The 23,120-nt window shown below is 72.0% G+C and carries 25 protein-coding genes; 3 read left to right on the top strand and 22 right to left on the bottom strand.

Features of this window, described 5'->3' with window-relative positions; all coding sequences use genetic code 11:
* Positions 1 to 30: 30 nt before the first annotated feature.
* Positions 31 to 693 (bottom strand): tRNA (adenosine(37)-N6)-threonylcarbamoyltransferase complex dimerization subunit type 1 TsaB, encoded by a 663-nt coding sequence (tsaB, locus tag ACFVGY_RS09270; RefSeq protein WP_385673355.1) that lies wholly within the window; start codon positions 691 to 693, stop codon positions 31 to 33.
* Between the two features lie 163 nt (positions 694 to 856).
* Here tsaB and ACFVGY_RS09265 point away from each other — a divergent pair, with 163 nt between their 5' ends.
* Positions 857 to 1,423, top strand: coding sequence for a hypothetical protein (locus ACFVGY_RS09265; protein ID WP_385673352.1), 567 nt, complete (start codon positions 857 to 859; stop codon positions 1,421 to 1,423).
* 109 nt (positions 1,424 to 1,532) lie between these two features.
* Here ACFVGY_RS09265 and ACFVGY_RS09260 read toward each other — a convergent pair whose 3' ends face one another.
* The 8 genes from ACFVGY_RS09260 to ACFVGY_RS09225 all read right to left on the bottom strand — a co-directional run bounded on the left by ACFVGY_RS09260 (position 1,533) and on the right by ACFVGY_RS09225 (position 9,775).
* Positions 1,533 to 1,835, bottom strand: coding sequence for a hypothetical protein (locus ACFVGY_RS09260; RefSeq protein ID WP_385673349.1), 303 nt, complete (start codon positions 1,833 to 1,835; stop codon positions 1,533 to 1,535).
* Positions 1,836 to 1,978: 143 nt separating this feature from the next.
* Positions 1,979 to 2,551: a tRNA (adenosine(37)-N6)-threonylcarbamoyltransferase complex ATPase subunit type 1 TsaE gene (gene tsaE, locus ACFVGY_RS09255; protein WP_385673346.1), complete on the bottom strand. Its 573-nt coding sequence runs from the start codon at positions 2,549 to 2,551 to the stop codon at positions 1,979 to 1,981.
* Positions 2,493 to 3,692: an alpha/beta fold hydrolase gene (locus ACFVGY_RS09250; RefSeq protein WP_385673344.1), complete on the bottom strand. Its 1,200-nt coding sequence runs from the start codon at positions 3,690 to 3,692 to the stop codon at positions 2,493 to 2,495. The genes tsaE and ACFVGY_RS09250 overlap by 59 nt, the downstream gene beginning before the upstream one ends.
* A 14-nt stretch (positions 3,693 to 3,706) precedes the next feature.
* Positions 3,707 to 4,846, bottom strand: a complete 1,140-nt coding sequence (alr, locus tag ACFVGY_RS09245; RefSeq protein WP_385673342.1) for an alanine racemase — start codon at positions 4,844 to 4,846, stop codon at positions 3,707 to 3,709.
* A gap of 347 nt (positions 4,847 to 5,193) precedes the next feature.
* Complete coding sequence (locus ACFVGY_RS09240; RefSeq protein ID WP_385673339.1) at positions 5,194 to 6,597, bottom strand: NAD(P)H-hydrate epimerase; 1,404 nt, start codon at positions 6,595 to 6,597, stop codon at positions 5,194 to 5,196.
* A gap of 39 nt (positions 6,598 to 6,636) precedes the next feature.
* Complete coding sequence (locus ACFVGY_RS09235; protein WP_385673337.1) at positions 6,637 to 7,005, bottom strand: holo-ACP synthase; 369 nt, start codon at positions 7,003 to 7,005, stop codon at positions 6,637 to 6,639.
* Positions 7,006 to 7,019: 14 nt separating this feature from the next.
* Positions 7,020 to 8,870 carry a glutamine--fructose-6-phosphate transaminase (isomerizing) gene (glmS, locus tag ACFVGY_RS09230; protein WP_385673334.1) on the bottom strand — a complete coding sequence of 617 codons (1,851 nt, stop codon included), beginning with the start codon at positions 8,868 to 8,870 and terminating at the stop codon, positions 7,020 to 7,022.
* A 119-nt stretch (positions 8,871 to 8,989) separates the two neighbouring features.
* Positions 8,990 to 9,775 (bottom strand): hypothetical protein, encoded by a 786-nt coding sequence (locus ACFVGY_RS09225; RefSeq protein ID WP_385673331.1) that lies wholly within the window; start codon positions 9,773 to 9,775, stop codon positions 8,990 to 8,992.
* A gap of 289 nt (positions 9,776 to 10,064) precedes the next feature.
* Here ACFVGY_RS09225 and coaA point away from each other — a divergent pair, with 289 nt between their 5' ends.
* Both coaA and ACFVGY_RS09215 read left to right on the top strand, forming a co-directional pair.
* Positions 10,065 to 11,060, top strand: a complete 996-nt coding sequence (gene coaA, locus ACFVGY_RS09220; RefSeq protein WP_385673328.1) for a type I pantothenate kinase — start codon at positions 10,065 to 10,067, stop codon at positions 11,058 to 11,060.
* Between the two features lie 39 nt (positions 11,061 to 11,099).
* Positions 11,100 to 12,059: a DUF389 domain-containing protein gene (locus ACFVGY_RS09215; RefSeq protein ID WP_385673325.1), complete on the top strand. Its 960-nt coding sequence runs from the start codon at positions 11,100 to 11,102 to the stop codon at positions 12,057 to 12,059.
* 33 nt (positions 12,060 to 12,092) lie between these two features.
* Here ACFVGY_RS09215 and glmM read toward each other — a convergent pair whose 3' ends face one another.
* The 13 genes from glmM to map all read right to left on the bottom strand — a co-directional run bounded on the left by glmM (position 12,093) and on the right by map (position 22,981).
* Entirely contained in the window at positions 12,093 to 13,451 is a 1,359-nt protein-coding gene (gene glmM, locus ACFVGY_RS09210; protein ID WP_385673322.1) for a phosphoglucosamine mutase, read from the bottom strand.
* 133 nt (positions 13,452 to 13,584) lie between these two features.
* Positions 13,585 to 14,100 (bottom strand): 30S ribosomal protein S9, encoded by a 516-nt coding sequence (gene rpsI / locus ACFVGY_RS09205; RefSeq protein WP_179173326.1) that lies wholly within the window; start codon positions 14,098 to 14,100, stop codon positions 13,585 to 13,587.
* 42 nt (positions 14,101 to 14,142) lie between these two features.
* Positions 14,143 to 14,586 (bottom strand): 50S ribosomal protein L13, encoded by a 444-nt coding sequence (gene rplM, locus ACFVGY_RS09200; protein ID WP_125540835.1) that lies wholly within the window; start codon positions 14,584 to 14,586, stop codon positions 14,143 to 14,145.
* A gap of 238 nt (positions 14,587 to 14,824) precedes the next feature.
* Entirely contained in the window at positions 14,825 to 16,105 is a 1,281-nt protein-coding gene (locus ACFVGY_RS09195) for a glycosyltransferase family 87 protein (protein ID WP_385673318.1), read from the bottom strand.
* Between the two features lie 39 nt (positions 16,106 to 16,144).
* The gene (locus tag ACFVGY_RS09190) at positions 16,145 to 17,773 is read right to left on the bottom strand and encodes an ABC-F family ATP-binding cassette domain-containing protein (protein WP_385673315.1); all 1,629 of its coding nucleotides are present in this window, start codon (positions 17,771 to 17,773) and stop codon (positions 16,145 to 16,147) included.
* A gap of 84 nt (positions 17,774 to 17,857) precedes the next feature.
* Complete coding sequence (gene truA / locus ACFVGY_RS09185; protein WP_385673312.1) at positions 17,858 to 18,709, bottom strand: tRNA pseudouridine(38-40) synthase TruA; 852 nt, start codon at positions 18,707 to 18,709, stop codon at positions 17,858 to 17,860.
* A 106-nt stretch (positions 18,710 to 18,815) separates the two neighbouring features.
* Complete coding sequence (rplQ, locus tag ACFVGY_RS09180; protein ID WP_385673310.1) at positions 18,816 to 19,292, bottom strand: 50S ribosomal protein L17; 477 nt, start codon at positions 19,290 to 19,292, stop codon at positions 18,816 to 18,818.
* A gap of 105 nt (positions 19,293 to 19,397) precedes the next feature.
* On the bottom strand, positions 19,398 to 20,420 hold the full coding sequence (locus ACFVGY_RS09175; protein ID WP_003956430.1) for a DNA-directed RNA polymerase subunit alpha: 1,023 nt from the start codon (positions 20,418 to 20,420) through the stop codon (positions 19,398 to 19,400).
* 148 nt (positions 20,421 to 20,568) lie between these two features.
* On the bottom strand, positions 20,569 to 20,973 hold the full coding sequence (gene rpsK / locus ACFVGY_RS09170; RefSeq protein WP_003956432.1) for a 30S ribosomal protein S11: 405 nt from the start codon (positions 20,971 to 20,973) through the stop codon (positions 20,569 to 20,571).
* 54 nt (positions 20,974 to 21,027) lie between these two features.
* Positions 21,028 to 21,408 carry a 30S ribosomal protein S13 gene (gene rpsM, locus ACFVGY_RS09165; protein ID WP_179173322.1) on the bottom strand — a complete coding sequence of 127 codons (381 nt, stop codon included), beginning with the start codon at positions 21,406 to 21,408 and terminating at the stop codon, positions 21,028 to 21,030.
* A gap of 199 nt (positions 21,409 to 21,607) precedes the next feature.
* Complete coding sequence (gene rpmJ / locus ACFVGY_RS09160; RefSeq protein WP_003956441.1) at positions 21,608 to 21,721, bottom strand: 50S ribosomal protein L36; 114 nt, start codon at positions 21,719 to 21,721, stop codon at positions 21,608 to 21,610.
* A gap of 73 nt (positions 21,722 to 21,794) precedes the next feature.
* Positions 21,795 to 22,016 (bottom strand): translation initiation factor IF-1, encoded by a 222-nt coding sequence (gene infA, locus ACFVGY_RS09155; protein WP_003956442.1) that lies wholly within the window; start codon positions 22,014 to 22,016, stop codon positions 21,795 to 21,797.
* Between the two features lie 128 nt (positions 22,017 to 22,144).
* On the bottom strand, positions 22,145 to 22,981 hold the full coding sequence (map, locus tag ACFVGY_RS09150) for a type I methionyl aminopeptidase (RefSeq protein ID WP_385673306.1): 837 nt from the start codon (positions 22,979 to 22,981) through the stop codon (positions 22,145 to 22,147).
* Between the last annotated feature and the right edge of the window lie 139 nt (positions 22,982 to 23,120).

The following is a 23,120-nucleotide window of genomic DNA, read 5'->3' as shown; positions in this document are numbered from 1 at the left end:
CGCGCAGCACGGCGGTACCGGTACCTGCGGTCACTGCGGCGTGACCACCTTGTAGTTCTTCGGCACCTGCGCGTCGGGCCGGCGCAGGTACAGCGGCGTCGGGGGCAGGAACTCCTGCCCGGCCGCGAGCCGGTGCACCGCCAGCGCCGCGAGGGCGGCGGCGCTCAGGTGCTCGGGGCCGCGCGCGTCGGGGAACACCTCCGGGTACAGCAGGGCGCCCTGGCCGACCGCGGGCAGCCCGGCGACCCGTTCGGCGATCTCGGCCGGGCGGTCCACGGCGGGCTCGCCGACCCGGGTGAGCGGGTCCTCGTAGCGGGCCCAGTAGACCTCCTTGCGCCGCGCGTCGGTGGCGACGGTGAAGGGGCCCTCGATCCCGGCGGCGCCCGCGGCGTACGCGAGGCCGTCGAGGGTGCACAGGCCGTGCACGGGGATACCGAGGACGGACGCGAAGGTGGCGGCCGTGGCGAGGCCGACGCGCAGCCCGGTGTAAGGGCCGGGGCCGACACCGACGACGATGCCCGTGAGGGCGTCGAGCTTCAGCCCGGCCTCGGCGAGGACCCGGTCGACCGACGGCAGCAGGAGCTCCCCGTGGCGGCGGGCGTCGACCTGGTGGGCCTCGGCGAGGACGTTCTCGCCGTCGTGCAGGGCGACGGTGACGGCGGGCGTGGCGGTATCTACAGCGAGCAAGAGCACGCGAACAGCCTACGACTCCCCGGGCCCGGGCCCTCGCGGCCGGTCGCGGGGCACCCCTGCTGCTACCTTCGACCCCAGGATTCGACCACGGCATTCGAAACCCGGGACTCGGCCCGGGGGTCTGCCGGACCCGGCGCACCCGGGAGCACGAGAGGTGGGGCAAGTGGGACGCAGCAGCTCGGGAATCGTGGCCGGGCTCACCGCCGCGGCGCTGGCCGGGGTCGGGTTCCTCGGCTACCAGGCCTCGGCGACCGCGCCCGCGCCGTCCGCGCACGGGGCTGCCGCGCCGTCGGCGGCGCCCTCCGCCCAGGCGCCCGCGCCGGCGCCCGGCCCGGCGAAGCCGAACGCCGTGCCCGCCGACTCCGGGACGGGTACGCGCGTCGTGTACTCGGCGGCCCTGAAGCGGGTGTGGCTGGTCACCGAGGACGGCAAGGAGCCGAGGACGTTCACGGTGGTGCCGAGCACGGTGCACCCGAAGCCGGGCACGTACCTGGTGAATTCCCGTTCGAACGCGGTCACCGGCTCGGACGGGGTGCCGGTCGAGCACGTCGTCCGCTTCGCGACCGCCGAGGGCAGCGGGGTCGTGATCGGCTTCAGCGCCCGCGCGGACGGGAAGCTGCCCGAGCCCGACCCGACGCGGAAGACCGGCGGCATCCGGATGAGCCGGGCCGACGGCGACGCGATGTGGGCGTTCGCGACGATCAACTCCAAGGTCGTCGTCGTCCCCTGATTTCACCCGGACGGAGGACTGGGTCGCCTCTTTCGGATCTTGCCGGTTCAGTCCACGTCATCCGGTGCCGGGCGGCGCGGGTCAGGCAAGATCCGGAAGAGACGGCCCACTAGGCCGCCTCGGGCTCCGGGGCGGCCTGCTCGTTGCAGCCGGTCCCGCGGTCCGCGGCCGCCCTGCCCGCGTCGGCCGGTCCGGCCGGCCCGGCACGACCGGCCGGCTCCTGCGCACCGCCCGCCTCCTGCCGTGCGCGCTCGCGCGCCGGCGGTGTCGAGACGGCGGTGGCGGCCGCACCCGCGGCGAGCAGCACGCCCATGGGCACGGCGGACGCGACTCGGCCGGGGACGGCGGACGGGACTCGCTCGGGCACGGCGGACATGCGGGGGTCGCGCGGTGCCGCTGCTCCTGTCGACATGGCTGCCTCCTGGCCCGGGCCGGCCGTACTTAGGTAGGCCTAACCAGCCCTCCGTACCATGTGAACACGCCCGGCTCCTCCGGCGCAATATCTTGCCGACGCCTTGTCGGTACCCTTTCCGGGCAGGGCCCCCGGATCGGACCTCAGCCCGCCGCGACGGCCCCGAGGCCCGCCAGCAGGCCCGGTGCGGCCCAGCGCTGCCCGACACCTCGCACGGTGACCTCCCGTACGTCGTCCAGGACCTCCTCGTGGCCGACCGCCCGCGCGATCACCACGTGCAGCCGGTCCTCCGACAGTTCCTCGACCTTGCCGTCGCCCCACTCCACGACGACCACGGAGTCGGGCAGCGAAACGTCGAGGTCCAGGTCCTCCATCTCGTCCAGCCCGCCGCCCAGCCGGTACGCGTCCACGTGGACCAGCGCCGGCCCGCCGCGCAGCGAGGGGTGCACCCGGGCGATCACGAACGTCGGCGAGGTGACCGCGCCCCGGACGCCGAGGCCCTCGCCCAGGCCGCGGGTCAGCGTGGTCTTGCCCGCGCCGAGCTCCCCCGTCAGCAGGACGAGGTCGCCGGGGCGGAGCAGGCCGGCGATGCCGCGGCCCAGCGCCTGCATGGCCTCGGGCGAGTCGACGGTGATGCGCGCTCCGGCGGCGGCGCCTTCAGGATCCCGAGACCCCTGCGCCGGGCTGAGAGGGGCTTCCAGCGGTACTTCTTCCATGTCCGCCAACGTTAGCCGCTGCGGGCACCGCACCGGTGCGCACGAGCAGCTCGGCCAGCAGCCCGGTCACCGTCTGCGGGTACTCCAGCATCATCAGGTGCCCGGCCCGCTCCAGGACGACGAGCTCGGCCGCCGGCAGCGCGTCCTTGATGGCCTGGCTGTGCGCGGCCGGAATGATCATGTCGTGGTCCCCCGCGATGACGGTGACGGGGATGTCCGCGAACCGCTGGAGGGCGGCCGTCTTGTCGTGGGCCTGGAAGGCCGGGTAGAACTCGGCGACCACGTCGATGGGCGTGGCCTCGATCAGCCGCTCGGCGAACCGCGCGACGCCCGGGTCCACCTCGCGCGGGGCGCCGAACGAGTACATCTTGATCATGCCGGCGAAGAGGTCCGCGGTGGCCCGGCGGCCCCGCTCCACCAGCTCCACCTGCGAGCCGAGCGCCTTGAGCACGGGCGGCAGGATCCGCCGCACCGCCCCCACGCCCATCGCGGGCAGACCGTACGTCACCTCGTTCAGGCGGCCGCTGGACGTGCCGACCAGGGCGACCCCGACCACGCGGTCCCGTACCAGCTCCGGGTACTGCTCGGCGAACGCCATGATGGTCATGCCGCCCATCGAGTGACCCACCAGGATCAGCGGGCCCTCGGGAGCGGCGGCGTCGATGACGGTCTTCAGGTCGCGGCCGAGCTGGTCGATCGTCGCCGGTTCGCCGTCGGCCTGGGCGAAGCCGCGGGCGCTGCGGCCATGGCTGCGCTGGTCCCAGTACACGGCGCGGACGAGGCCCCGCAGGGCGGCGCGCTGGAAGTGCCAGGAGTCCTGGCCCAGGCAGTAGCCGTGGCAGAACACCACGGTCGGCGCGGGCGGGGCCGTGCGGCGCAGACGCGGGCGCGACCGCTTGGCGGTGTCCTCGTCCGGCTCGTCGAGCTCGTAGTGGAGCTCCGTGCCGTCCTCGGCGTAGGCGGCGCCCGGGGTCCCGCGCAGGGAGCCGTAGTCGCCGGCGGCGTCGAGGGCGAGGCGCGCCTTGCGGCGCACGCTGCGCCCGACCGTGATCCGCTCGACGGCGACACCGGCCGCCGCGCCTGCGGCTATCACGCCGATCGCGGCCCCGGCCCAGCCGGCCCTGCGCCAGTTCTCGCTCACGCCGTCGTCCTCACTCAGCCGTTGCGGTAGACGCGGGGTACGCGCCCTCCGATACGGGTGACGATCTCATACGCGATCGTCTGGGCCGCCTGGGCCCAGTCCTCCGCGGTGGGTTCGCCGTGCTCGCCGCTGCCGAACAGAACGGCCTCGTCCCCCGCCCGCACCGCGGCGCCGGGCCCGAGGTCGACGACGAACTGGTCCATCGCGACACGCCCGGCGACACGCCGGACCCGGCCGCCGACCAGGACCGGGCCGCGGTCGGAGGCGTGCCGGGGGATGCCGTCGGCGTACCCGGCGGGGATCAGCGCCAGGGTGGTCTCGTCGTCCGTGACGTAGTGGTGGCCGTAACTGACGCCGTGCCCGGCGGGCACCGTCTTGGTCAGGGCCACCGACGCCTTGAGGGTCATCGCCGGGCGCAGCCCGAGCTCGGCGGAGGTGCCGAGTTCGGGGGCGGGCGAGACGCCGTAGACGGCGAGGCCGCAGCGCACCAGGTCGAAATGGCTGTCCGGGAGGGTCAGCGTCGCCGGCGAGTTGGCGATGTGCCGGACTTCGGGCTCCAGCCCCTCCTTCTCGGCATAGGCGAGCATGTCGCGGAACGTGTGGAGCTGGAGCGCGATGGAGGGATGCCCCGGCTCGTCGGCACAGGCGAAGTGCGACCAGAGGCCGGTGACGCGGACGGTGCCCTCGGCCTCGGCGGCGGCCGCCGCGCCGACGAGCTCCGCCCAGTCGGCCGGCTGGCAGCCGTTGCGGCCGAGGCCGGTGTCGGCCTTGAGCTGGATCCGGGCCGGCCGCCCGGCCGCCCGGGCGGCGGTGGTCACCTCGTCGAGGGCCCACATCCCGCTGACGGAGACGTCGACGTCGGCCTCGATCGCCTCGCGCCAGGGCCCGCCGGGCGTCCACAGCCAGCACATGATCCGGCCGCCGATCCCGGCCGCGCGCAGGGCGAGCGCCTCCTCGGGGGTGGCGGTGCCGAGCCAGGTCGCGCCGGCGTCCAGGGCGGCGCGGGCACAGGGGACGGCGCCGTGCCCGTAGGCGTCCGCCTTGACCACGGCCATGAGCTCGGCCCGGGGGGCCCGCGCGCGCAGTGCGCGCACGTTCGCCCGCACGGCGGCCAGATCGATCTCGGCGTACACGCGCCCCGGTGTCTCGTTCATCGCCCCAGTCTCTCAGAGCCCTCCCCACCCCCGCGCGACCGCCATTCCCCTCCGGGCCGCCCCCGGCCCCGGCCACCGCCGCCGCCGACCGGGCACCGGCCCGGCGCGCGGGCCGAACGCCCGCCCGTCGCCCGCCCGTCGCCGCTGGCACGCCGCCCGACCGTGGCCGTCCGCACGCCGCCCGACCGGGCCAACTCCACCGGCGCAGCGACCCGCCGACCGGGCCAACGCCACCCGCACACCCGACCCGCCGACCGGGCGCCAACGCCGCCCGACCCTCCCGGGTCGGCCGCCGGCCGACGCCGCGCCGCTGCGCGGAGCCGGTGCCCGGAAGCCGCGGGGGCCGGTCAGGGGTGGGCGGCGTTGCGCCAGGCGGCGGGAAGGGCCTCGGCCACCTCGTGGGCGACGACCGGAGCCCCCGCGGCGGCCAGCCGTGCCGCGAGCCCGTGCAGGTACGCCGCCACCGCCCCTGCGTCCGCCGCCCCCAGACCCGCCGCCAGCAGCGACCCGCCGAGCCCCGACAGCACGTCGCCGCTGCCCGCCGTCGCCAGCCACGGCGTACCGGTGGGGTTCACCCGCACCGGTAGGCGCCCGTCGCACACCAGCGTCGTCGACCCCTTCAGCAGGGCCGCGGCCCCGTACCGCCCGGCCAACTCCCTTACGGCCGCCAGCCTCCCGGATTCCACCGCCTCCCGCGGTACCCCCAGCAGCGCGGCCGCCTCCCCGGCGTGCGGGGTGAGCAGCGTGGCCGCCGGCCGGGCGCGCAGCGCCTCCGGGTCGAGCCCGCGCAGCCCGTCCGCGTCGACCAGCACCGGCACCGGGTCGGCCAGGACCCGCGCGACGTCTTCGCCGCGCCCCTCCCCCAGCCCGGGCCCGACGACCCAGGCCTGGACCCGGCCCCACCCGATCAGCGTCTCGGGGTAGCGGGCGAGGACCGCGTCGGCGGCCGGACCGACGTACCGCACCGCGCCCGCACCGCCCCGCAGGGCTCCGGCCACGGCGAGCACGGCCGCGCCGGGGTACTGCGCCGATCCGGCTGCGATGCCGACGACGCCGCGGCGGTACTTGTCGCTGGACGCGGCGGGCCGCGGCAGCAGTCGCGCCACGTCGGCGTGCTGCAGGGCCGCGGCCTCGGGTCCGGCCGCGGCATCGAACTCCAACCCGATGTCGACCAACCGCACCACGCCGGCCCGTGCTGCCCCGGGGTCGATCAGCAGCCCCGGCTTGTGCGTCCCGAAGGTCACCGTGACGTCGGCCCGCACCGCGGCCCCGGCCACTTCCCCGGTGTCCGCGTCCACCCCGCTCGGCAGGTCCACGGCGACCACGGGGACCCCGGCCGGGATCCGTTCCACCAGCGCTGCGGCCGCGGGCCGCAGTCCGCCCCGGCCGCCGATGCCGAGCAGCCCGTCCACGACGAGGTCGGCCCGCTCGGGCACGGCCCCGTCGACGCGCCCGCCGGCGGCCCGCAGCGCGGCCAGCCCGCCCGGGTGCATCCGCTGCGGATCCATCGGTACGGCGGTCACCCCGGCGCCGCGCCGGGCCAGCCGGGCGCCCGCGTACAGGGCGTCGCCGCCGTTGTCGCCCGGCCCGACGAGCAGCACGACCCGCGATCCGTACACCTTCGGCAGCAGGTCGGCGCAGGCGGCGGCCAGTCCGGCCGCGGCCCGCTGCATCAGGGCGCCTTCCGGGAGCCGGGCCATCAGCTCCCGTTCGGCCGCCCGTACGTTCTCCACGCTGTAAGCAGTCCGCATGCGCCCAGCCTGCCCGATCGGGCGGCCCGATCGGCTGCTCTACGCCTCGGCGATGACCACCGCCGAGGCGACACCGGCGTCGTGGCTGAGCGAGAGGTGAAAGGACTTCACCCCGAGCGCCACGGCCCGCGCTTCCACGGTGCCCTGCACCCGCACCCGTGGCTGCCCGGACTCCTCCACGTAGACCTCGGCGTCGGTCCACAGCATTCCGGCGGGTGCGCCCAGTGCCTTGGCCAGTGCTTCCTTGGCGGCGAACCGGGCGGCGAGCGAGGCGGTTCCGCGCCGCTCGCCGCTCGGCAGCATCAACTCGGACTCGACGAAGAGCCGCTGGGCCATGCCCGGCGTCCGCTCCAGCGCCGCGCCGAAGCGGTCGATCTCGGCAACGTCGATTCCCACGCCGATAATCACAACGAACTACCCATTCACTCCACGGTCACGGACTTCGCGAGATTACGCGGCTGGTCCACCTCGTTCCCGCGCGCCGTCGCCAGTTCGCACGCGAACACCTGCAGCGGCACCGTCGCCACCAGCGGCTGGAGCAGCGTCGGGGTGGCCGGGATGCGGATGAGGTGGTCGGCGTACGGGACCACCGCCTGGTCGCCCTCCTCCGCGATCACGATGGTCCGCGCCCCGCGCGCACGGATCTCCTGGATGTTCGACACGATCTTGTCGTGGAGGACGGAGCGGCCGCGCGGCGACGGCACGACGACCACCACCGGCAGGTCCTCCTCGATCAGCGCGATCGGCCCGTGCTTGAGCTCGCCCGCCGCGAAGCCCTCGGCGTGCATGTACGCGAGCTCCTTGAGCTTGAGCGCGCCCTCCAGCGCCACCGGGTAGCCGACGTGCCGCCCGAGGAACAGGACGGTGTTCTTGTCGGCCAGGGACCGCGCCAGTGCCCGCACCGGCTCCATCGTCTCCAGGACGGCGTCCACGGCGGCGGCGATGTCGGACAGCTCGCGGATCACCGCCTGGATCTCGTCGCCCCACTTGGTGCCCCGGACCTGCCCGAGGTAGAGCGCGACCAGGTAGCAGGCCACCAGCTGGGTCAGGAAGGCCTTGGTCGAGGCGACGGCGACCTCGGGACCGGCGTGCGTGTACAGCACGGCGTCCGACTCCCGCGGGATCGTCGAGCCGTTCGTGTTGCAGATGGCCAGCACCTTGGCCCCCTGCTCGCGCGCGTGCCGCAGCGCCATCAGGGTGTCCATGGTCTCGCCGGACTGCGAGATCGCCACCACCAGCGTCCGCTGGTCCAGGATCGGGTCGCGGTAGCGGAACTCGCTCGCCAGTTCCGTCTCGCACGGGATGCGGGTCCAGTGCTCGATGGCCAGCTTCGCGATCATGCCCGCGTGGTACGCCGTACCGCACGCCACGATCACGACCTTGTCGACCTCCCGGAGCACCGAGGCGGGGATGCGCACCTCGTCCAGGGTCAGCGAGCCGCTCGCGTCGATCCTGCCCAAGAGGGTGTCGGCGACAGCCTTCGGCTGCTCGGCGATCTCCTTGAGCATGAAGTAGTCGTATCCCCCCTTCTCGGCCGCCGAGGCGTCCCAGTCCACGTGGTACGCCCGCACCTCGGCGGGCGAACCGTCGAACCCGGTCACCGAGACCCCGTCGCGGCGGAGCTCGACGACCTGGTCCTGCCCCAGCTCGATCGCGGACCGCGTGTGGGCGATGAACGCGGCCACGTCCGAGGCGAGGAAGTTCTCACCTTCCCCAACGCCCACGACCAGGGGGGAGTTCCGGCGGGCGCCGACCACCACGTCCGGTGCGTCGGCGTGCACCGCGACCAGCGTGAACGCCCCCTCCAGCCGCCGGCACACCTGCCGCATGGCCTCCGCCAGGTCGTTCCCGGCCGCAGCGAACCGCTCCGCCAGCAGGTGCGCGACGACCTCGGTGTCCGTCTCGGACTCCAGCCGATGCCCGCGCTCGGCCAGTTCGGCGCGCAGCGCGGCGAAGTTCTCGATGATGCCGTTGTGGACGACGGCCACCCGGCCCGCGTTGTCCAGGTGCGGGTGGGCGTTGGCGTCGGTGGGCCCGCCGTGGGTGGCCCAACGCGTGTGCCCCAGGCCCGTGGAACCCGTCGGCAGCGGGTGCGCGACGAGCTCCTTCTCCAGGTTGACCAGCTTGCCGGCCTTCTTGGCGGAGGCGAGCTGCCCGTCGGCGAGGACGGCGACGCCCGCCGAGTCGTAGCCGCGGTACTCCAGCCGCTTGAGTCCGGCGATGACCACATCGAGCGCCGACTGCGCTCCCACGTAACCCACAATTCCACACATACGGCGCAGCGTACGCGGTGATCGGCTTTCTGCCCCGCACTTGCGCGAAAACCCCGCTCCGGCGACTGGGCCGGAGCGGGATTGACGGTCGTTCAGGCACCGTGCTCCGGTGCCCGGGCTCAGCCGAGCTTCTTGACCTGCGCGTCGATGACGTCCTTCGGGAGCACCGGCTTGCCACCGAGGTTCTGCACCGAGAAAGTGGCGAGGGTGTTGCCCTTGCGCACCACGATCAGCTGCGCGGCCGCCGGGGTCTCGGCATCACCGAAGTCCGCGACGAAGGAAGCGGCCTCGTCACCGGCCGTGACGGCGTCGCCCGCCGCCACCTTGTTGACCTTGATGGTCTCGCCGCTTTGCGTCATCGGGTACCCACCAGCGCAGGCGGTGCCCGCCTTCTTGAAGGCGGTGAACGCCTCCTCAGCACCCTTGCCGTCGTACGAGGTCAGGGTCACGGAGGTGCCGGTGACGCCGGAGAGCATCTCCAGACCGGCCTTCACCTTGTCCGCCTCCGACGCGTTGGGGTCGGCCGCCTTGCCGGAGGTGCCGGAGACCTGAGTGCGGGCCACACCGGCGGAGGTGCCCTGGGGCGCCATCGACGCGGCCTGGACCATCGGCTTGCACTCGGCCTTGTCGGTGGTGCCGGCGAGGGCTGCTACCTGGGCGGTGGACGGCGCCTTGACCAGGCTGTCCTTGGGGGCCTCGGCCTGGGTCAGCAGGAGGGGCGCCAGCTCGGCGTCCGTCTTGCCCTTCGCGGCCGGCGCTGCGGACGCGGCCGGGGCGGCGGCGGACGAGGAGGCGTCGGCCTTGGCCCCGCCCTTGGAGTCGGACGAGCCGCACGCGGTGGCGAGCAGCGCCAGCGAGACGGCGGACGCGGCGACGACGGAACGGCGGACAAGGGTGCTGCGCACGAAGGATCTCCCCCACAGGTGGTGCGATGACGGTCGGGACGGCCCGGACGGCACCCACTCCCCATGGGAGCGCGCCGGAGCCACCATGATCAGCAATCTACGTGCCGCCAGGGACACCCGCCCGGCCGAACGCCCGTTCGTGGCCGATCGTGATCTCAGTGAGACCGAAAGGAGCCCCTCGCCACCGCCACGTGACCGACCCCACCACCCACGGACGGCCCCGAGCCACGACAATGGCGGTGTGATCACTTCGCCGCCACGAAGCAGCACGCCCGACCCGGACTGCGCAATGACGCGCCCCGAGCGGTCCGAGCGTTCCCCGCGCCGGGCCGAGGTCTCGCCGTACGTCGACCTCACCCGTGCCGAGTGGAGCGCCCTGCGCGAGCGCACCCCGCTGCCGCTGACCGCCGAGGAGGTCGAGCAGCTGCGCGGCCTGGGCGACGTCATCGACCTCGACGAGGTCCGCGACATCTACCTGCCGCTCTCCCGCCTGCTCAACCTGTACGTCGGCGCCACCAGCACCCTGCGCGGCACCCTCAACACCTTCCTCGGCGACGCGGGCGGCACCGGCCACGGCAGCCAGCAGGGCACCCCCTTCGTCATCGGCGTCGCCGGCTCCGTCGCCGTCGGCAAGTCCACCGTGGCCCGTCTGCTCCAGGCCCTGCTGGCCCGCTGGCCCGAGCACCCGCGCGTGGAGCTCGTCACCACGGACGGCTTCCTCTACCCGATGAAGGAGCTGGAGCGGCGCGGGCTCACCTCCCGCAAGGGCTTCCCCGAGTCCTACGACCGCCGTGCCCTGACCCGCTTCGTCGCCGACATCAAGGCCGGCAAGGACGAGGTCACCGCCCCGGTCTACTCACACCTGATCTACGACATCGTCCCCGGCGAGCAGCTCGTCGTCCGCCGCCCGGACATCCTGATCGTCGAGGGCCTAAACGTGCTCCAGCCGGCCCTCCCCGGCAAGGACGGGCGCACCCGGGTCGGCCTCGCCGACTACTTCGACTTCAGCGTGTACGTGGACGCGCGCCCCGAGGACATCGAGCGCTGGTACCTCAACCGGTTCCGGAAGCTACGCGCGACCGCCTTCCAGAACCCGTTCTCCTACTTCCGCCGGTACACGCAGGTCTCCGAGGAAGAGGCCATGGAGTACGCGCAGACCATGTGGCGGACGATCAACAAGCCCAACCTGCTGGAGAACGTGGCCCCCACCCGCGGCCGCGCCACCCTCGTCGTCCGCAAGGGCCCCGACCACAAGGTGCAGAAACTCAGCCTGCGCAAGCTCTGACAGCGCTGCCACGAGCCCTGCGAGGACTACTGTGCCGGCATGCTGCATCTGCGGATCATCGCGCCGCACGACCGGACCGACGCCGTGCTCGCGCTGATCGACCGGACGGTCGGCACCACGCACGTGGCCCTGCTCTCCGGGGCCGCCCGCGACCCGGCCGGCGACATCGTGCTGTGCGACGTGGCCCGGGAGGCCGGGGACGAGCTGCTGCACGGGCTGCGGAAGCTGGCCATCGACCGGGACGGCTCCATCGCCGTCGGCCACATCGACCTGTCGCTGTCCGCCCGCGCCGAGGAGGCGGAGCAGGAGGCCCCGGGCGAGGCCGCGGACGCGGTGCTCTGGGAGCAGCTGGCCGAGGCGACCCACGACGAGTCCACCCTCACCATCACCTACCTGATGTTCCTCGGCATCGCGACGATGATCGCGGCCTGCGGGGTGGTCCTCGACAACGCCGTCCTGATCGTGGGCGCGATGGCCCTGGGCCCCGAGTTCGGGCCGCTCGCCGGGATCTGCACCGGGGTGGTGCAGCGGGAGCCGAGGCTCGCCGGCCGGTCCGCCTTCGCCCTGGTGGTGGGCTTCACCGTGGCGATGGCGGCGACGACCCTGTTCAGCCTGGCGATGACCGGGCTGGGGCAGTTCGACGAGGCGATGCTGGAGAACCCGCGCCCGAACACCAGCTTCATCTGGCAGCCGGACCCGTTCTCCTTCATCGTCGCCCTGCTGGCCGGCATGGCCGGCACCCTGTCCCTGACCTCGGCGAAGGCCGGCGCCCTGGTCGGCGTGGCGATCTCCGTCACCACCGTCCCGGCCGCCGCGAACGCCGCCGTCGCCTTCAGCTTCGGGGACTACGGGCAGATGTGGGGCTCGGCGCTCCAGCTGGCGCTGAACCTGTTCGGCATCGTCCTGGCCGGGGTCGCCACCCTCGTGGGCTGGAAACTGCTGTGGCGCACCCAGCAGCACCGGATGGTCCGGCGGCCGGGTGCGCCACGGCGCCCGTAGCCCGGTCGGGCACGGGCGGGAGCGACCGAGGGCTCAGCCGAGGGCCGTCTTCACGGCGTCCGCGAGGCGCTCCGCCACCGCGCGGGCCTGCTCGGTGTCGGCGGCCTCCACCATCACCCGGACGAGGGGCTCGGTACCGGACGGGCGGAGCAGCACCCGGCCGGTGGTGCCGAGCTCACGCTCGGCGTCGGCGACGGCCGCGGCCACCTCGCCGGACGTGGCGACCCGGGACTTGTCCACGTCGGGCACGTTGATCAGGACCTGCGGCAGCCGCTGCATGACACCGGCCAGCTCCGCCAGGGACCGGCCGGTGGCCGCGATCCGCGCGGCCAGCATCAGGCCGGTCAGCGTGCCGTCGCCGGTCGTCGCGTGGTCCAGGATGATCACGTGGCCGGACTGCTCGCCGCCCAGCGCGTAGCCGTGCTCCTTCATCGCCTCCAGCACGTACCGGTCGCCGACGCCGGTCTGCACGACCTGGATGCCCTCGGACTCCATGGCCAGCTTGAAGCCCAGGTTGGACATGACCGTGCCGACGACGGTGTTCCCGCGCAGGGCGTCGGCCTCGCGCATGGCCAGGGCCAGCACCGCGAGGATCTGGTCGCCGTCGACCTCCGCGCCCGAGGCGTCGACCGCGAGGCAGCGGTCGGCGTCGCCGTCGTGGGCGATGCCGAGGTCGGCCCCGTGCTCGACGACGGCCCGCTTGAGCAGGTCGAGGTGGGTGGAGCCGCAACCGTCGTTGATGTTCAGGCCGTCGGGCTCGGCACCGATGGTGACGATCTCGGCGCCGGCCCGGGCGAAGGCCTCGGGCGAGACGCGGGAGGCCGCGCCGTGCGCCTCGTCCAGGACGATCTTCAGCCCGTCCAGGCGGTTGGGGAGGACGCCGATGAGGTGGGCGACGTACTTGTCGAAGCCCTCGTCGTACTCGGAGACCCGGCCGACGCCGGCGCCGGTGGGGCGGTCCCAGGGCGCACCCGTGCGGTGCTCCTCGTAGACGGCCTCGATCCGGTCCTCCAGCTCGTCGGCGAGCTTGTGGCCGCCCCGGGCGAAGAACTTGATGCCGTTGTCGGGCATGGCGTTGTGGGAGGCGGAGAGCATCACGCCGAGGTCGGCACCCAGCGCACCGGTGAGATACGCCACCGCCGGGGTGGGCAGCACACCGACGCGCAGGACGTCCACGCCCGCGCTCGCGAGGCCCGCGACGACCGCGGCCTCCAGGAATTCGCCCGAGGCCCGGGGGTCGCGGCCGACCACGGCCGTCGGCCGGTGGCCCGCGAAGGTGCCGGCCTCGCCCAGTACGTGGGCCGCTGCCACGGAGAGGCCGAGCGCGAGCTCAGCCGTCAGATCCGCATTGGCGACGCCGCGTACACCGTCCGTTCCGAAGAGTTGTCCCACTGTTGTCCTCCCAAGATCGCGCTTCGCTTGAGACCGCTGGTGACAGGTATGTGCCGCTTGTGGCGGTAAACGAACCGCCCCGGCAGCACAGAGAGTGCTGCCGGGGCGGTCGTTGCTGAACAGCAGGCGCAGATTAACGCTTGCTGTACTGCGGAGCCTTACGGGCCTTCTTGAGACCGGCCTTCTTGCGCTCGACCGCACGGTCGTCGCGGGAGAGGAAGCCGGCCTTCTTCAGCGCCGGGCGGTTGTTGTCGACGTCCGCCTCGTTCAGCGCACGGGCCACGCCGAGGCGCAGGGCGCCGGCCTGGCCGGAGACGCCGCCACCCGCGATGCGGGCGATGACGTCGTAGCGACCGTCGAGCTCCAGGAGCTTGAACGGCTCGTTGACTTCCTGCTGGTGCACCTTGTTCGGGAAGTAGTCCTCAAGGGTGCGACCGTTGATCTTCCACTTGCCGGAGCCCGGAACGATCCGGACACGGGCGATGGCGTTCTTGCGACGGCCCAGGCCGGCGGCCGGCTGGGGGTCGCCGAAGCGACCGGCAAGGGACTCGGAGGTGTAGTCGCCCTCGACGACGACGTCCGACTCGGTGGTGTATTCCTCGACGCCCTCGAACTCGTCGACGGGGGTCTCGGCGGTGGTCTCGGCCACGATGCTCCTCAGAATTCTCTACGTCTTAGGGGGTGGCCGGAACTACTGCGCGACCTGGGTGATCTCGAACGGCACCGGCTGCTGGGCAGCGTGCGGGTGCTGGTCGCCCGAGTAGACCTTCAGCTTCGAGAGCATCTGACGGCCCAGGGAGTTCTTGGGGAGCATGCCCTTGACGGCCTTCTCGACGGCCTTCTCCGGGTTGTTCGCCAGCAGGTCGTCGTAGCGCACGGAGCGCAGACCGCCCGGGAAGCCGGAGTGGCGGTAGGCCATCTTCTGGGTCGCCTTGTTGCCGGACAGGTGGACCTTGTCGGCGTTGATGACGATGACGAAGTCGCCCATGTCCATGTGGGGGGCGTAGGTCGGCTTGTGCTTGCCCTTGAGGAGGGCAGCGGCCTGGGTCGCCAGACGGCCGAGGACGACGTCCTGGGCGTCGATGACGAGCCACTGGCGCGAGATGTCGCCGGGCTTGGGGCTGTACGTACGCACGGTCGTATGCCTTCGCTTCTTCAGTGATGGGTTCTCCCCCGAGCCTCGCGGCCCAAGGGGAAGGGTCCTGACAAGGCCACCACGGACGATCACGACAGCCCTGGTGCACGACGGGGACGCAACCCGTGTGTACCGCTGGTCATCGGCCCGGTGGACCGGCGTAAGGCCCTTTCACGTGAGAATGAGCAAGCCAATACGCATAACGAACCAGCAGGATACCCATCCTGCCCTGGAAGGGTCAAAACGCAGGCCTGGAGCCCGCCTCGGCGGGCTCCGCGGTGCGCTCTGTTCCGGGCCCGGGAAGGGTCCCTGCAGTTCGTACGTCTTCCAGGTTAACCCGCGCCGGGTGCAGGCACCGCCGCATCAGGGTCCCCGCGAACACGCACAGCGTGAAGCAGTCCTTGAACGCCCGCCGCTTGCGCTCCAGTTCCGAGGGCCACGGCACCCCTGCGACCTGCGGGAACATCCCCAGCCAGAACCAGCCCGAGCGCACCGCCGAACCCGCCCGCACCCCCGAGGCCAGCATCAGCGGGAGCACCACCAGCAGGTAGTGGTCGAAGGAGGGCCGCGACACCAGGAACGCGGCCAGCATCACCATGCAGGCCGTCTCCGCCAGCCGCAGCTCGCCGCGGTCCCGGTCGTCCTCCCGCCGCCACCGCCGCCAGGCCGCCCACAGTCCGCCGAGCGCCCCCGCCCCCGCCACCAGCACCGCGACCGGCTGCGGCACCCCCAGCCGGGGCAGCACCGCGATCGGCGAGGCGTCCCAGGGCAGGGCGTACGCGTCCTGCCCCTGGAGCAGGAACGGCAGCGTCTTGGTGAAGAACAGCGACGGGCTCGGCATCAGCAGCGCGCCGAGCAGCGACATCCCCAGCGGCACCAGCACGGCCACCGCCAGCCCCCGCCACCGGCGGGCCAGCACGAACAACAGCCCGAGGGGCACCAGCATCGGCTTGCAGGCGATCGCCAGCCCCACCACCAGTCCGGCGGCCGTCCACGAGCGCCGGTGCGCGAGCAGCAGGGCGAGGGGCAGGGCGGCCGCCGAAATCGCGGTCCAGTTGCCTATCAGGACGAGGTTCACGTACGGCCGGAAGGCCAGCGCCAGCACGGCGAACCCGCCGACCGCGAACCGCGAGCGGGCCGGCACCGAGAACAGCCGCAGCGCCGCCCACCAGCCCGCGGCCAGCAGCCCGGACATCGCCAGCGGCAGCACCCAGCGCAGCACCGGCGTCGGCAGCAGCGCCTCCGGGACCGCCATGACCACGGCGCTCGGCAGGTACAGGAAGCGCTTGTCCTCGTACGGCGAGCCGCCCGCCAGCAACGTCTCGGCGGCCTTCACCACGAAGGCGTTGTCCGAGCCCCAGTTCGCCCGCAGGCTGGTGGAGACGGAAATCCCGAGGACGACGAGCAGACAGCCGGCGAGCCACGGCCGGGAGGCGGGAGCCAGCAGCCGGAGGGCCAGGTCCCGCCGCACCGCCGGGTCGTACCGTTTCCTGACCCAGGTGCCAGACCGCAGCCGCACAATGCCTCCCCGATCGACCCGCCCGGGGGCCGGCTCCCCCTAGCGTTCCCGCTCGACCCTACGTTCGTCCCAGACGGGTTCCCGAGTCTCCCGCACAACACCGTCTGAACCGAAGACCAGGAAACGGTCAAATGTGCGCGCGAACCAGCGGTCGTGCGTGACGCACAGCACAGTGCCCTCGTACGCCTCCAGGCCGTCCTGAAGGGCCTCCGCGGACTCCAGGTCCAGGTTGTCCGTCGGCTCGTCCAGGAGCAGCGCCGTGGTGCCCGCCAGCTCCAGCAGGAGGATCTGGAAGCGGGCCTGCTGGCCGCCCGAGAGCTTCTCGAACGGCTGGTCGCCCTGCCGCTCCAGCTCGTAGCGGCGCAGCACCGACATGGCCCCGCCACGGTCCTTCGCGTGCTCCGTCCACAGGATGTCGACGAGCGACCGGCCGAACAGCTCGGGATGCGCGTGCGTCTGCGCGAAGTGGCCGGGCACCACCCGGGCGCCGAGCTTCCACTCCCCCGTGTGGGCGACCGGGTTCTCGAAGTCCCCGGCCAGCAGCCGCAGGAAGTGCGACTTGCCCGAGCCGTTCGAGCCGAGCACCGCGACCCGCTCGCCGTAGAAGACCTCCAGGTCGAAGGGCTTCATCAGGCCGGTCAGCTCAAGGTTCGTGCAGGTCAGGGCACGGACACCGGTCCGCCCGCCCTTCAGCCGCATCCGGATCTCCTGCTCCCGCGGCGGCTCCGGCGGCGGGCCCGCCTCCTCGAACTTCCGCAGCCTCGTCTGGGCCGCCGCGTACCGCGAGGCCATCTCGTGGCTGACCGCGGCCGCCTGCCGCAGCGTGACCACCAGCTTCTTCAGCTGGGCGTGCTTCTCCTCCCAGCGCCGCTTGAGCTCCTCGAAGCGGGCGAAGCGCTCCTTGCGGGCCGCGTGGAAGGTGTCGAAGCCGCCGCCGTGCACCCACACGTCCGAGCCGTCGACCCCGGGCTCGACCGCGATGATCTTCTGGGCGGCACGGGAGAGCAGCTCCCGGTCGTGCGAGATGAACAGCACCGTCTTGCGGGTGGCGCGCAGCTGGTCCTCCAGCCACCGCTTGCCGGGGACGTCGAGGTAGTTGTCCGGCTCGTCGAGGAGCAGCACCTCGTCCGGCCCGCGCAGCAGCGCCTCCAGGACCAGCCGCTTCTGCTCACCGCCCGAGAGCGTGCGCACCTCGCGGAACTGCGCCTTGTCGTACGGGACGCCCAGCGCGGCCGTGGTGCACACGTCCCACAGCGTCTCCGCCTCGTAGCCCTGGACGTCCGCCCAGTCGCTGAGCGCCTGCGCGTACGCCATCTGCGCGGCCTCGTCGTCGACGGTCATGATCAGGTGCTCGGCGCGGTCCACGGCCTGCGCGGCCTCCCGGATCCGCGGGTGCGCCACGGAGACCAGCAGGTCCCGTACGGTCGTCTCGTCCCGCACGGACCCCACGAACTGCGACATCACACCGAGGCCGCCGCTGCTGCTCACGGCGCCGCCGTGCGGCTGGAGCTCGCCGGACAGCAGCCTCAGCAGGGTGGTCTTGCCGGCCCCGTTCGCCCCCACCAGGGCGACGACGGACCCCTCCCCGACCCGGAAGGAGACGTCGGGGAGGAGCACCCGCCCGTCGGGAAGGTAGTACTCCAGGTGGCCGGCTTCGAGATGTCCCATGCGGGGCATGGTCCCAGCCCGGGCGCGATCCGCCCAAACGGATTACGGGCGGACGCTGCGGCCGGCGGGCGGCCGGTCAGCAGGTCAGCAGCAGCCGGAGGCCGGCAGCGTGCGCACGTTCCGGGCCTCCTTGCTGCGCGCCGCCAGCAGCTCGTCGGCCGGGTAGCCGACCTCCTCCAGGGTGAGCCCGTGCGGCTTGACGACGTGCACCGAGGAGTCCCGTACGGCGGCCCGCAGCACCTTGCCCGGCCAGTCCGTCGTCCGGTGCCCGTCCCCGACGTGCAGCAGGGCCCCGACCAGCGAGCGGACCATGTTGTGGCAGAACGCGTCGGCGCGGACGGTCGCGGTGACGATCCCGTCCTCGCCCCGCTCCCAGCTCAGCTGCTGGAGGGTGCGGATGGTGGTGGCGCCCTCGCGCTTGCGGCAGTACGCGGCGAAGTCGTGCTCGCCGAGCAGCTCGACGGCGGCCTCGTTCATGGCGGCCACGTCCAGCGGCCACGGGTGCCACAGCACGTGGTTGCGCAGCAGCGGGTCGACCCCGCCCTGGTGGTCGCCGACGCGGTAGGCGTAGCGGCGCCAGACGGCGGAGAACCGGGCGTTGAAACCCGCCGGGGCCTCGGCCACCTTCCAGACCCGTACGTCGCGCGGCAGCTTGCCCGCGAGGCGGCGCTGCAGCTTGTCGCCGTGCTCCGCCCACACCTCCCCGTCCAGGTCGAACTGGGCCACCTGTCCGCGGGCGTGCACGCCCGCGTCGGTCCGCCCGGCCACGGTCAGCTCGACCGGGTAGGGCAGCCGCATCACGGTCCGCAGGGCCGACTCCAGCTCGCCCTGGACGGTCCGCAACGTGCGCTGCTTCGCCCAGCCGGAGAAGTCCGTGCCGTCGTAACTCAGGTCCAGCCTTACCCGGACGTGCCCGGGCTCCACCTCGTCACTCACGTGACCGATCCTCTCAAGCGCACGCTCTTCACCTCATGCAGAACGGGCCCGCCCCGGAAAGGGCGGGCCCGTTCAGAGCCGATCAGGCAGGCACGATCCCGAAGGATCAGGCCTCCTTGGTCTCCTCGACCTCGGCGGGGGCCTCGGCCTCAGCCTTGGCCTCGGCCTCCTTGACCGCACGCTTGGTGGCGGCCTCGGCCTCACCGGTGGCCTGCTGGGCCACGGTCAGGGCCTCGACGAGCTCGATGACCGCCATCGGGGCGTTGTCGCCGCGACGGTTGCCGATCTTGGTGATGCGCGTGTAACCACCGGGGCGGTTCTCGAAGCGCGGGGCGATCTCGGTGAACAGCGTGTGGACGATGCTCTTGTCCGTGATCGTCTGGAGAACCAGGCGACGGTTGTGGATGTCGCCCTTCTTCGCCTTGGTGATCAGACGCTCGGCGACCGGACGCAGGCGGCGGGCCTTGGCCTCGGTCGTCGTGATGCGGCCGTGCTCGAACAGCGCCTTCGCGAGGTTCGCGAGGAGAAGCTTCTCGTGCGCGGCGCTGCCGCCCAGACGGGCTCCCTTGGCGGGACGCGGCATGGTGTTACTCCTTCGTATCTGCACCGGCCGTGTCAGGTACCGGTGTCAGTTCCCCCGGGGCGGACGCCCCGGGGAAGTCATTGCATGGGTACTGCGGGGTACTGCTCAGTACTGCTCGGTCTCCACGAAACCGGCGTCCGCGTCGTCGTCGGCGCCGAAGGCGTCGGCGGCGGCGGTCGGGTCGAACCCGGGCGGGCTGTCCTTCAGGGCCAGGCCCATGCCGGCCAGCTTCGCCTTGACCTCGTCGATCGACTTCGCACCGAAGTTGCGGATGTCGAGCAGGTCGGCCTCGGAGCGGGCGACGAGCTCACCCACGGAGTGGATGCCCTCGCGCTTGAGGCAGTTGTAGGAGCGGACCGTGAGCTCCAGCTCCTCGATCGGCAGCGCCAGGTCGGCGGCCAGGGCGGCGTCCGTCGGGGACGGGCCCATGTCGATGCCCTCGGCGTCGATGTTGAGCTCGCGGGCCAGACCGAACAGCTCGACCAGGGTCTTACCGGCGGACGCCATGGCGTCGCGCGGGCGCATGGCCTGCTTGGTCTCGACGTCGACGATCAGCTTGTCGAAGTCGGTGCGCTGCTCGACACGGGTCGCCTCGACCTTGTAGGTGACCTTGAGCACGGGGCTGTAGATGGAGTCGACCGGGATACGGCCGATCTCCTGGCCCACCTGCTTGTTCTGGACGGCGGAGACGTAGCCGCGACCGCGCTCGACGGTCAGCTCCATCTCCAGCTTGCCCTTGCCGTTCAGCGTGGCGAGGACCAGGTCCGGGTTGTGCACCTCGACACCGGCCGGGGGCGCGATGTCGGCGGCGGTGACCAGGCCGGGACCCTGCTTGCGCAGGTACATCACGACCGGCTCGTCGTGCTCCGAGGAGACGACCAGCTGCTTGATGTTGAGGATGAGGTCGGTCACGTCCTCCTTGACGCCCGGCACGGTGGTGAACTCGTGCAGGACGCCGTCGATGCGGATGCTGGTGACAGCGGCACCCGGGATCGAGGACAGGAGGGTACGGCGCAGGGAGTTGCCGAGGGTGTAGCCGAAGCCCGGCTCCAGCGGCTCGATCACGAACCGGGAGCGGTACTCGTCGACGACCTCTTCGGTCAGCGAAGGACGCTGAGCGATAAGCATGTCTTTTCCTTCAGTCGTGGACGCCCACTATTTGACGCCCGACAAGCCGCCGCACCGCTGGCGCGGCGGTACTGCAAGGGTACGGGCGGCACGGCCCCCGAAGGGGTCGTACCGCCCGGACTCTCAAGGACGCACAGGCGTCGCTGCGTCAGACGCGGCGGCGCTTCGGCGGACGGCAGCCGTTGTGCGGGGTGGGGGTGACGTCCTGGATCGAGCCGACCTCGAGGCCGGTGGCCTGGAGGGAGCGGATCGCGGTCTCGCGGCCGGAGCCCGGACCCTTGACGAAGACGTCAACCTTGCGCATGCCGTGCTCCTGCGCGCGGCGGGCGGCCGACTCGGCGGCCATCTGCGCGGCGAAGGGGGTGGACTTGCGCGAGCCCTTGAAGCCGACGTGGCCGGCGGAGGCCCAGGAGATCACGTTGCCGGACGGGTCCGTGATCGAGACGATCGTGTTGTTGAACGTGCTCTTGATGTGCGCGTGGCCGTGAGCGACGTTCTTCTTTTCCTTGCGGCGCACCTTCTTGGCAGCGCCCTGACGACCCTTGGGGGGCATCTCTTACTCCTACGGGAGGTGGTCGGTCCTACAGCGCAAGACCGCTGAACAGGACTACTTCTTGCCCGGCTTCTTCTTGCCGGCGATCGCGCGACGCGGGCCCTTGCGGGTGCGCGCGTTCGTGCTGGTGCGCTGACCGCGGACCGGCAGGCCACGGCGGTGACGCAGACCCTGGTAGCAGCCGATCTCAACCTTGCGGCGGATGTCGGCCTGGATCTCGCGGCGGAGGTCACCCTCGGTGCGGAGGTTGGCGTCCACGTACTCGCGGATCTTGACCAGGTCCTCCTCGGACAGGTCACGAACGCGGGTGTTCGGGTTCACGCCGGTCGAGGCGAGGATCTCCTTGGACCGGGTGCGCCCGATACCGAAGACGTAGGTGAGTGCGATCTCCACGCGCTTTTCGCGCGGGATGTCAACACCGGAAACGCGTGCCATTCAATGGCTCCTGTGTGTTCGGGGGTCTTCTGCAGGACCGCTCCCGACCGCCGACCACCCGTGTTGGGCAGTGGTACGTCCGGGTCCCCGGCCCCCGCCGGAGGTGCCGCCGGCCCCCTGCGGGGCTGGGCGGGTCCTGCCTATGTACGTTTTCTTACGTCGCGCGAAGAACTGCGAAGTGCAGGTCGGTCGGCGTGCGTCAGCCCTGGCGCTGCTTGTGGCGCAGGTTGTCGCAGATGACCATGACCCTGCCGTGACGGCGGATCACCTTGCACTTGTCGCAGATCTTCTTGACGCTCGGCTTGACCTTCATGTTCTTAAGGTTCTCCGGGTCAGTGCCACCACCCGCACCGGGACGTGAGCCCAGGCAGGAGTGAGAGCAAGATCTACTTGTATCGGTAGACGATCCGGCCACGCGTCAGGTCGTACGGAGAGAGCTCCACGACGACCCGGTCATCGGGCAGGATGCGGATGTAGTGCATGCGCATCTTGCCGCTGATGTGCGCGAGGACCTTGTGACCGTTCTGGAGCTCCACCTTGAACATGGCGTTCGGGAGGGACTCGATCACGGTGCCCTCGATCTCGATGGCACCTTGCTTCTTGGCCACGCTTCGCCTTTCGAATCGGCTACCTTGATCGGCGCACGGACATGGGAATGCACGTAAGCCGACGAGTCAGTCTACGTCAGGGCACCCAGAAAGACGAATCCGGAAAGTTTGCCCATGAGTCTAGATCATTAACCGAGGGGGTCCGGGGCCGTGGTGACCCCGTACTCCGCCAGCTTCGCCTTCCCACAGTCCGGGCTGGTCAGGACGATGGGGCCGTCCTCCGTCAGGGCGACGGAGTGCTCCCAGTGCGAGGACCAGGTGCTGTCCGTGGTGACCACCGTCCAGTCGTCCGCCAGTACCTCCGTCCGGGCGGTTCCGAGGGAGACCATCGGCTCGATCGCCAGGCAGACGCCCGGGACCAGCTTGATGCCCTTGCCCCGCTTGCGCGAGACATAGTTCAGCAGGTGCGGGTCCATGTGCATCTCGGAGCCGATGCCGTGGCCGCCGTAGTCCTCGATGATCCCGTACTTGCCGGTCGCGGGCCGCGGCTGGCGGCGGATGTAACCCTCGATCGCCTTCGAGATGTCCACGAGGCGGTTGCCGTTCTTCATCGCGGCGATGCCGGCCCACATCGACTCCTCGGTCACCCGGGAGAGCTCGATGAGCTCCGGAGCGTGACCGGAACCGACGAAGGCCGTGAAGGCCGCGTCACCGTGCCAGCCGTCGACGATCGCGCCGGCGTCGATCGAGATGACGTCGCCGTCCTTCAGGACCGTCTTGTCGTCCGGGATGCCGTGGACGACGACCTCGTTCACCGACGTGCAGATGGTCGCGGGGAACCCGCCGTAGCCCAGGAAGTTCGACTTCGCGCCGGCGTCGGCGATCACCTTGCGCGCGACCATGTCCAGATCCCGCGTCGTGGCGCCCGGAACGGCCGCCTCACGGGTCGCCGCGTGGATCGCGGCGACGACCAGCCCTGCCTCGCGCATCTTCGCGATCTGCTCGGGGGTCTTGATCTGGACCATGAACGTGCCTTCCACCTTTTGAACCGGGTCTTCTCAACAGTACGGGCCCGGGGGGGGGGGGGGGGGGGGGCGGAGAGACCAGCACTCGGAAGAGAGGGATTGTTGGCAGAAAAAAACACAAAAAAAAAACACAAAATAT

It is taken from the genome of Streptomyces sp. NPDC127106, assembly GCF_042677605.1.
In the GTDB taxonomy this organism is placed as follows: Bacteria; Actinomycetota; Actinomycetes; order Streptomycetales; family Streptomycetaceae; genus Streptomyces.
The sequence above is the reverse complement of the archived record's forward strand: the minus strand, read 5'-3'. Positions and strand labels throughout refer to the sequence as shown.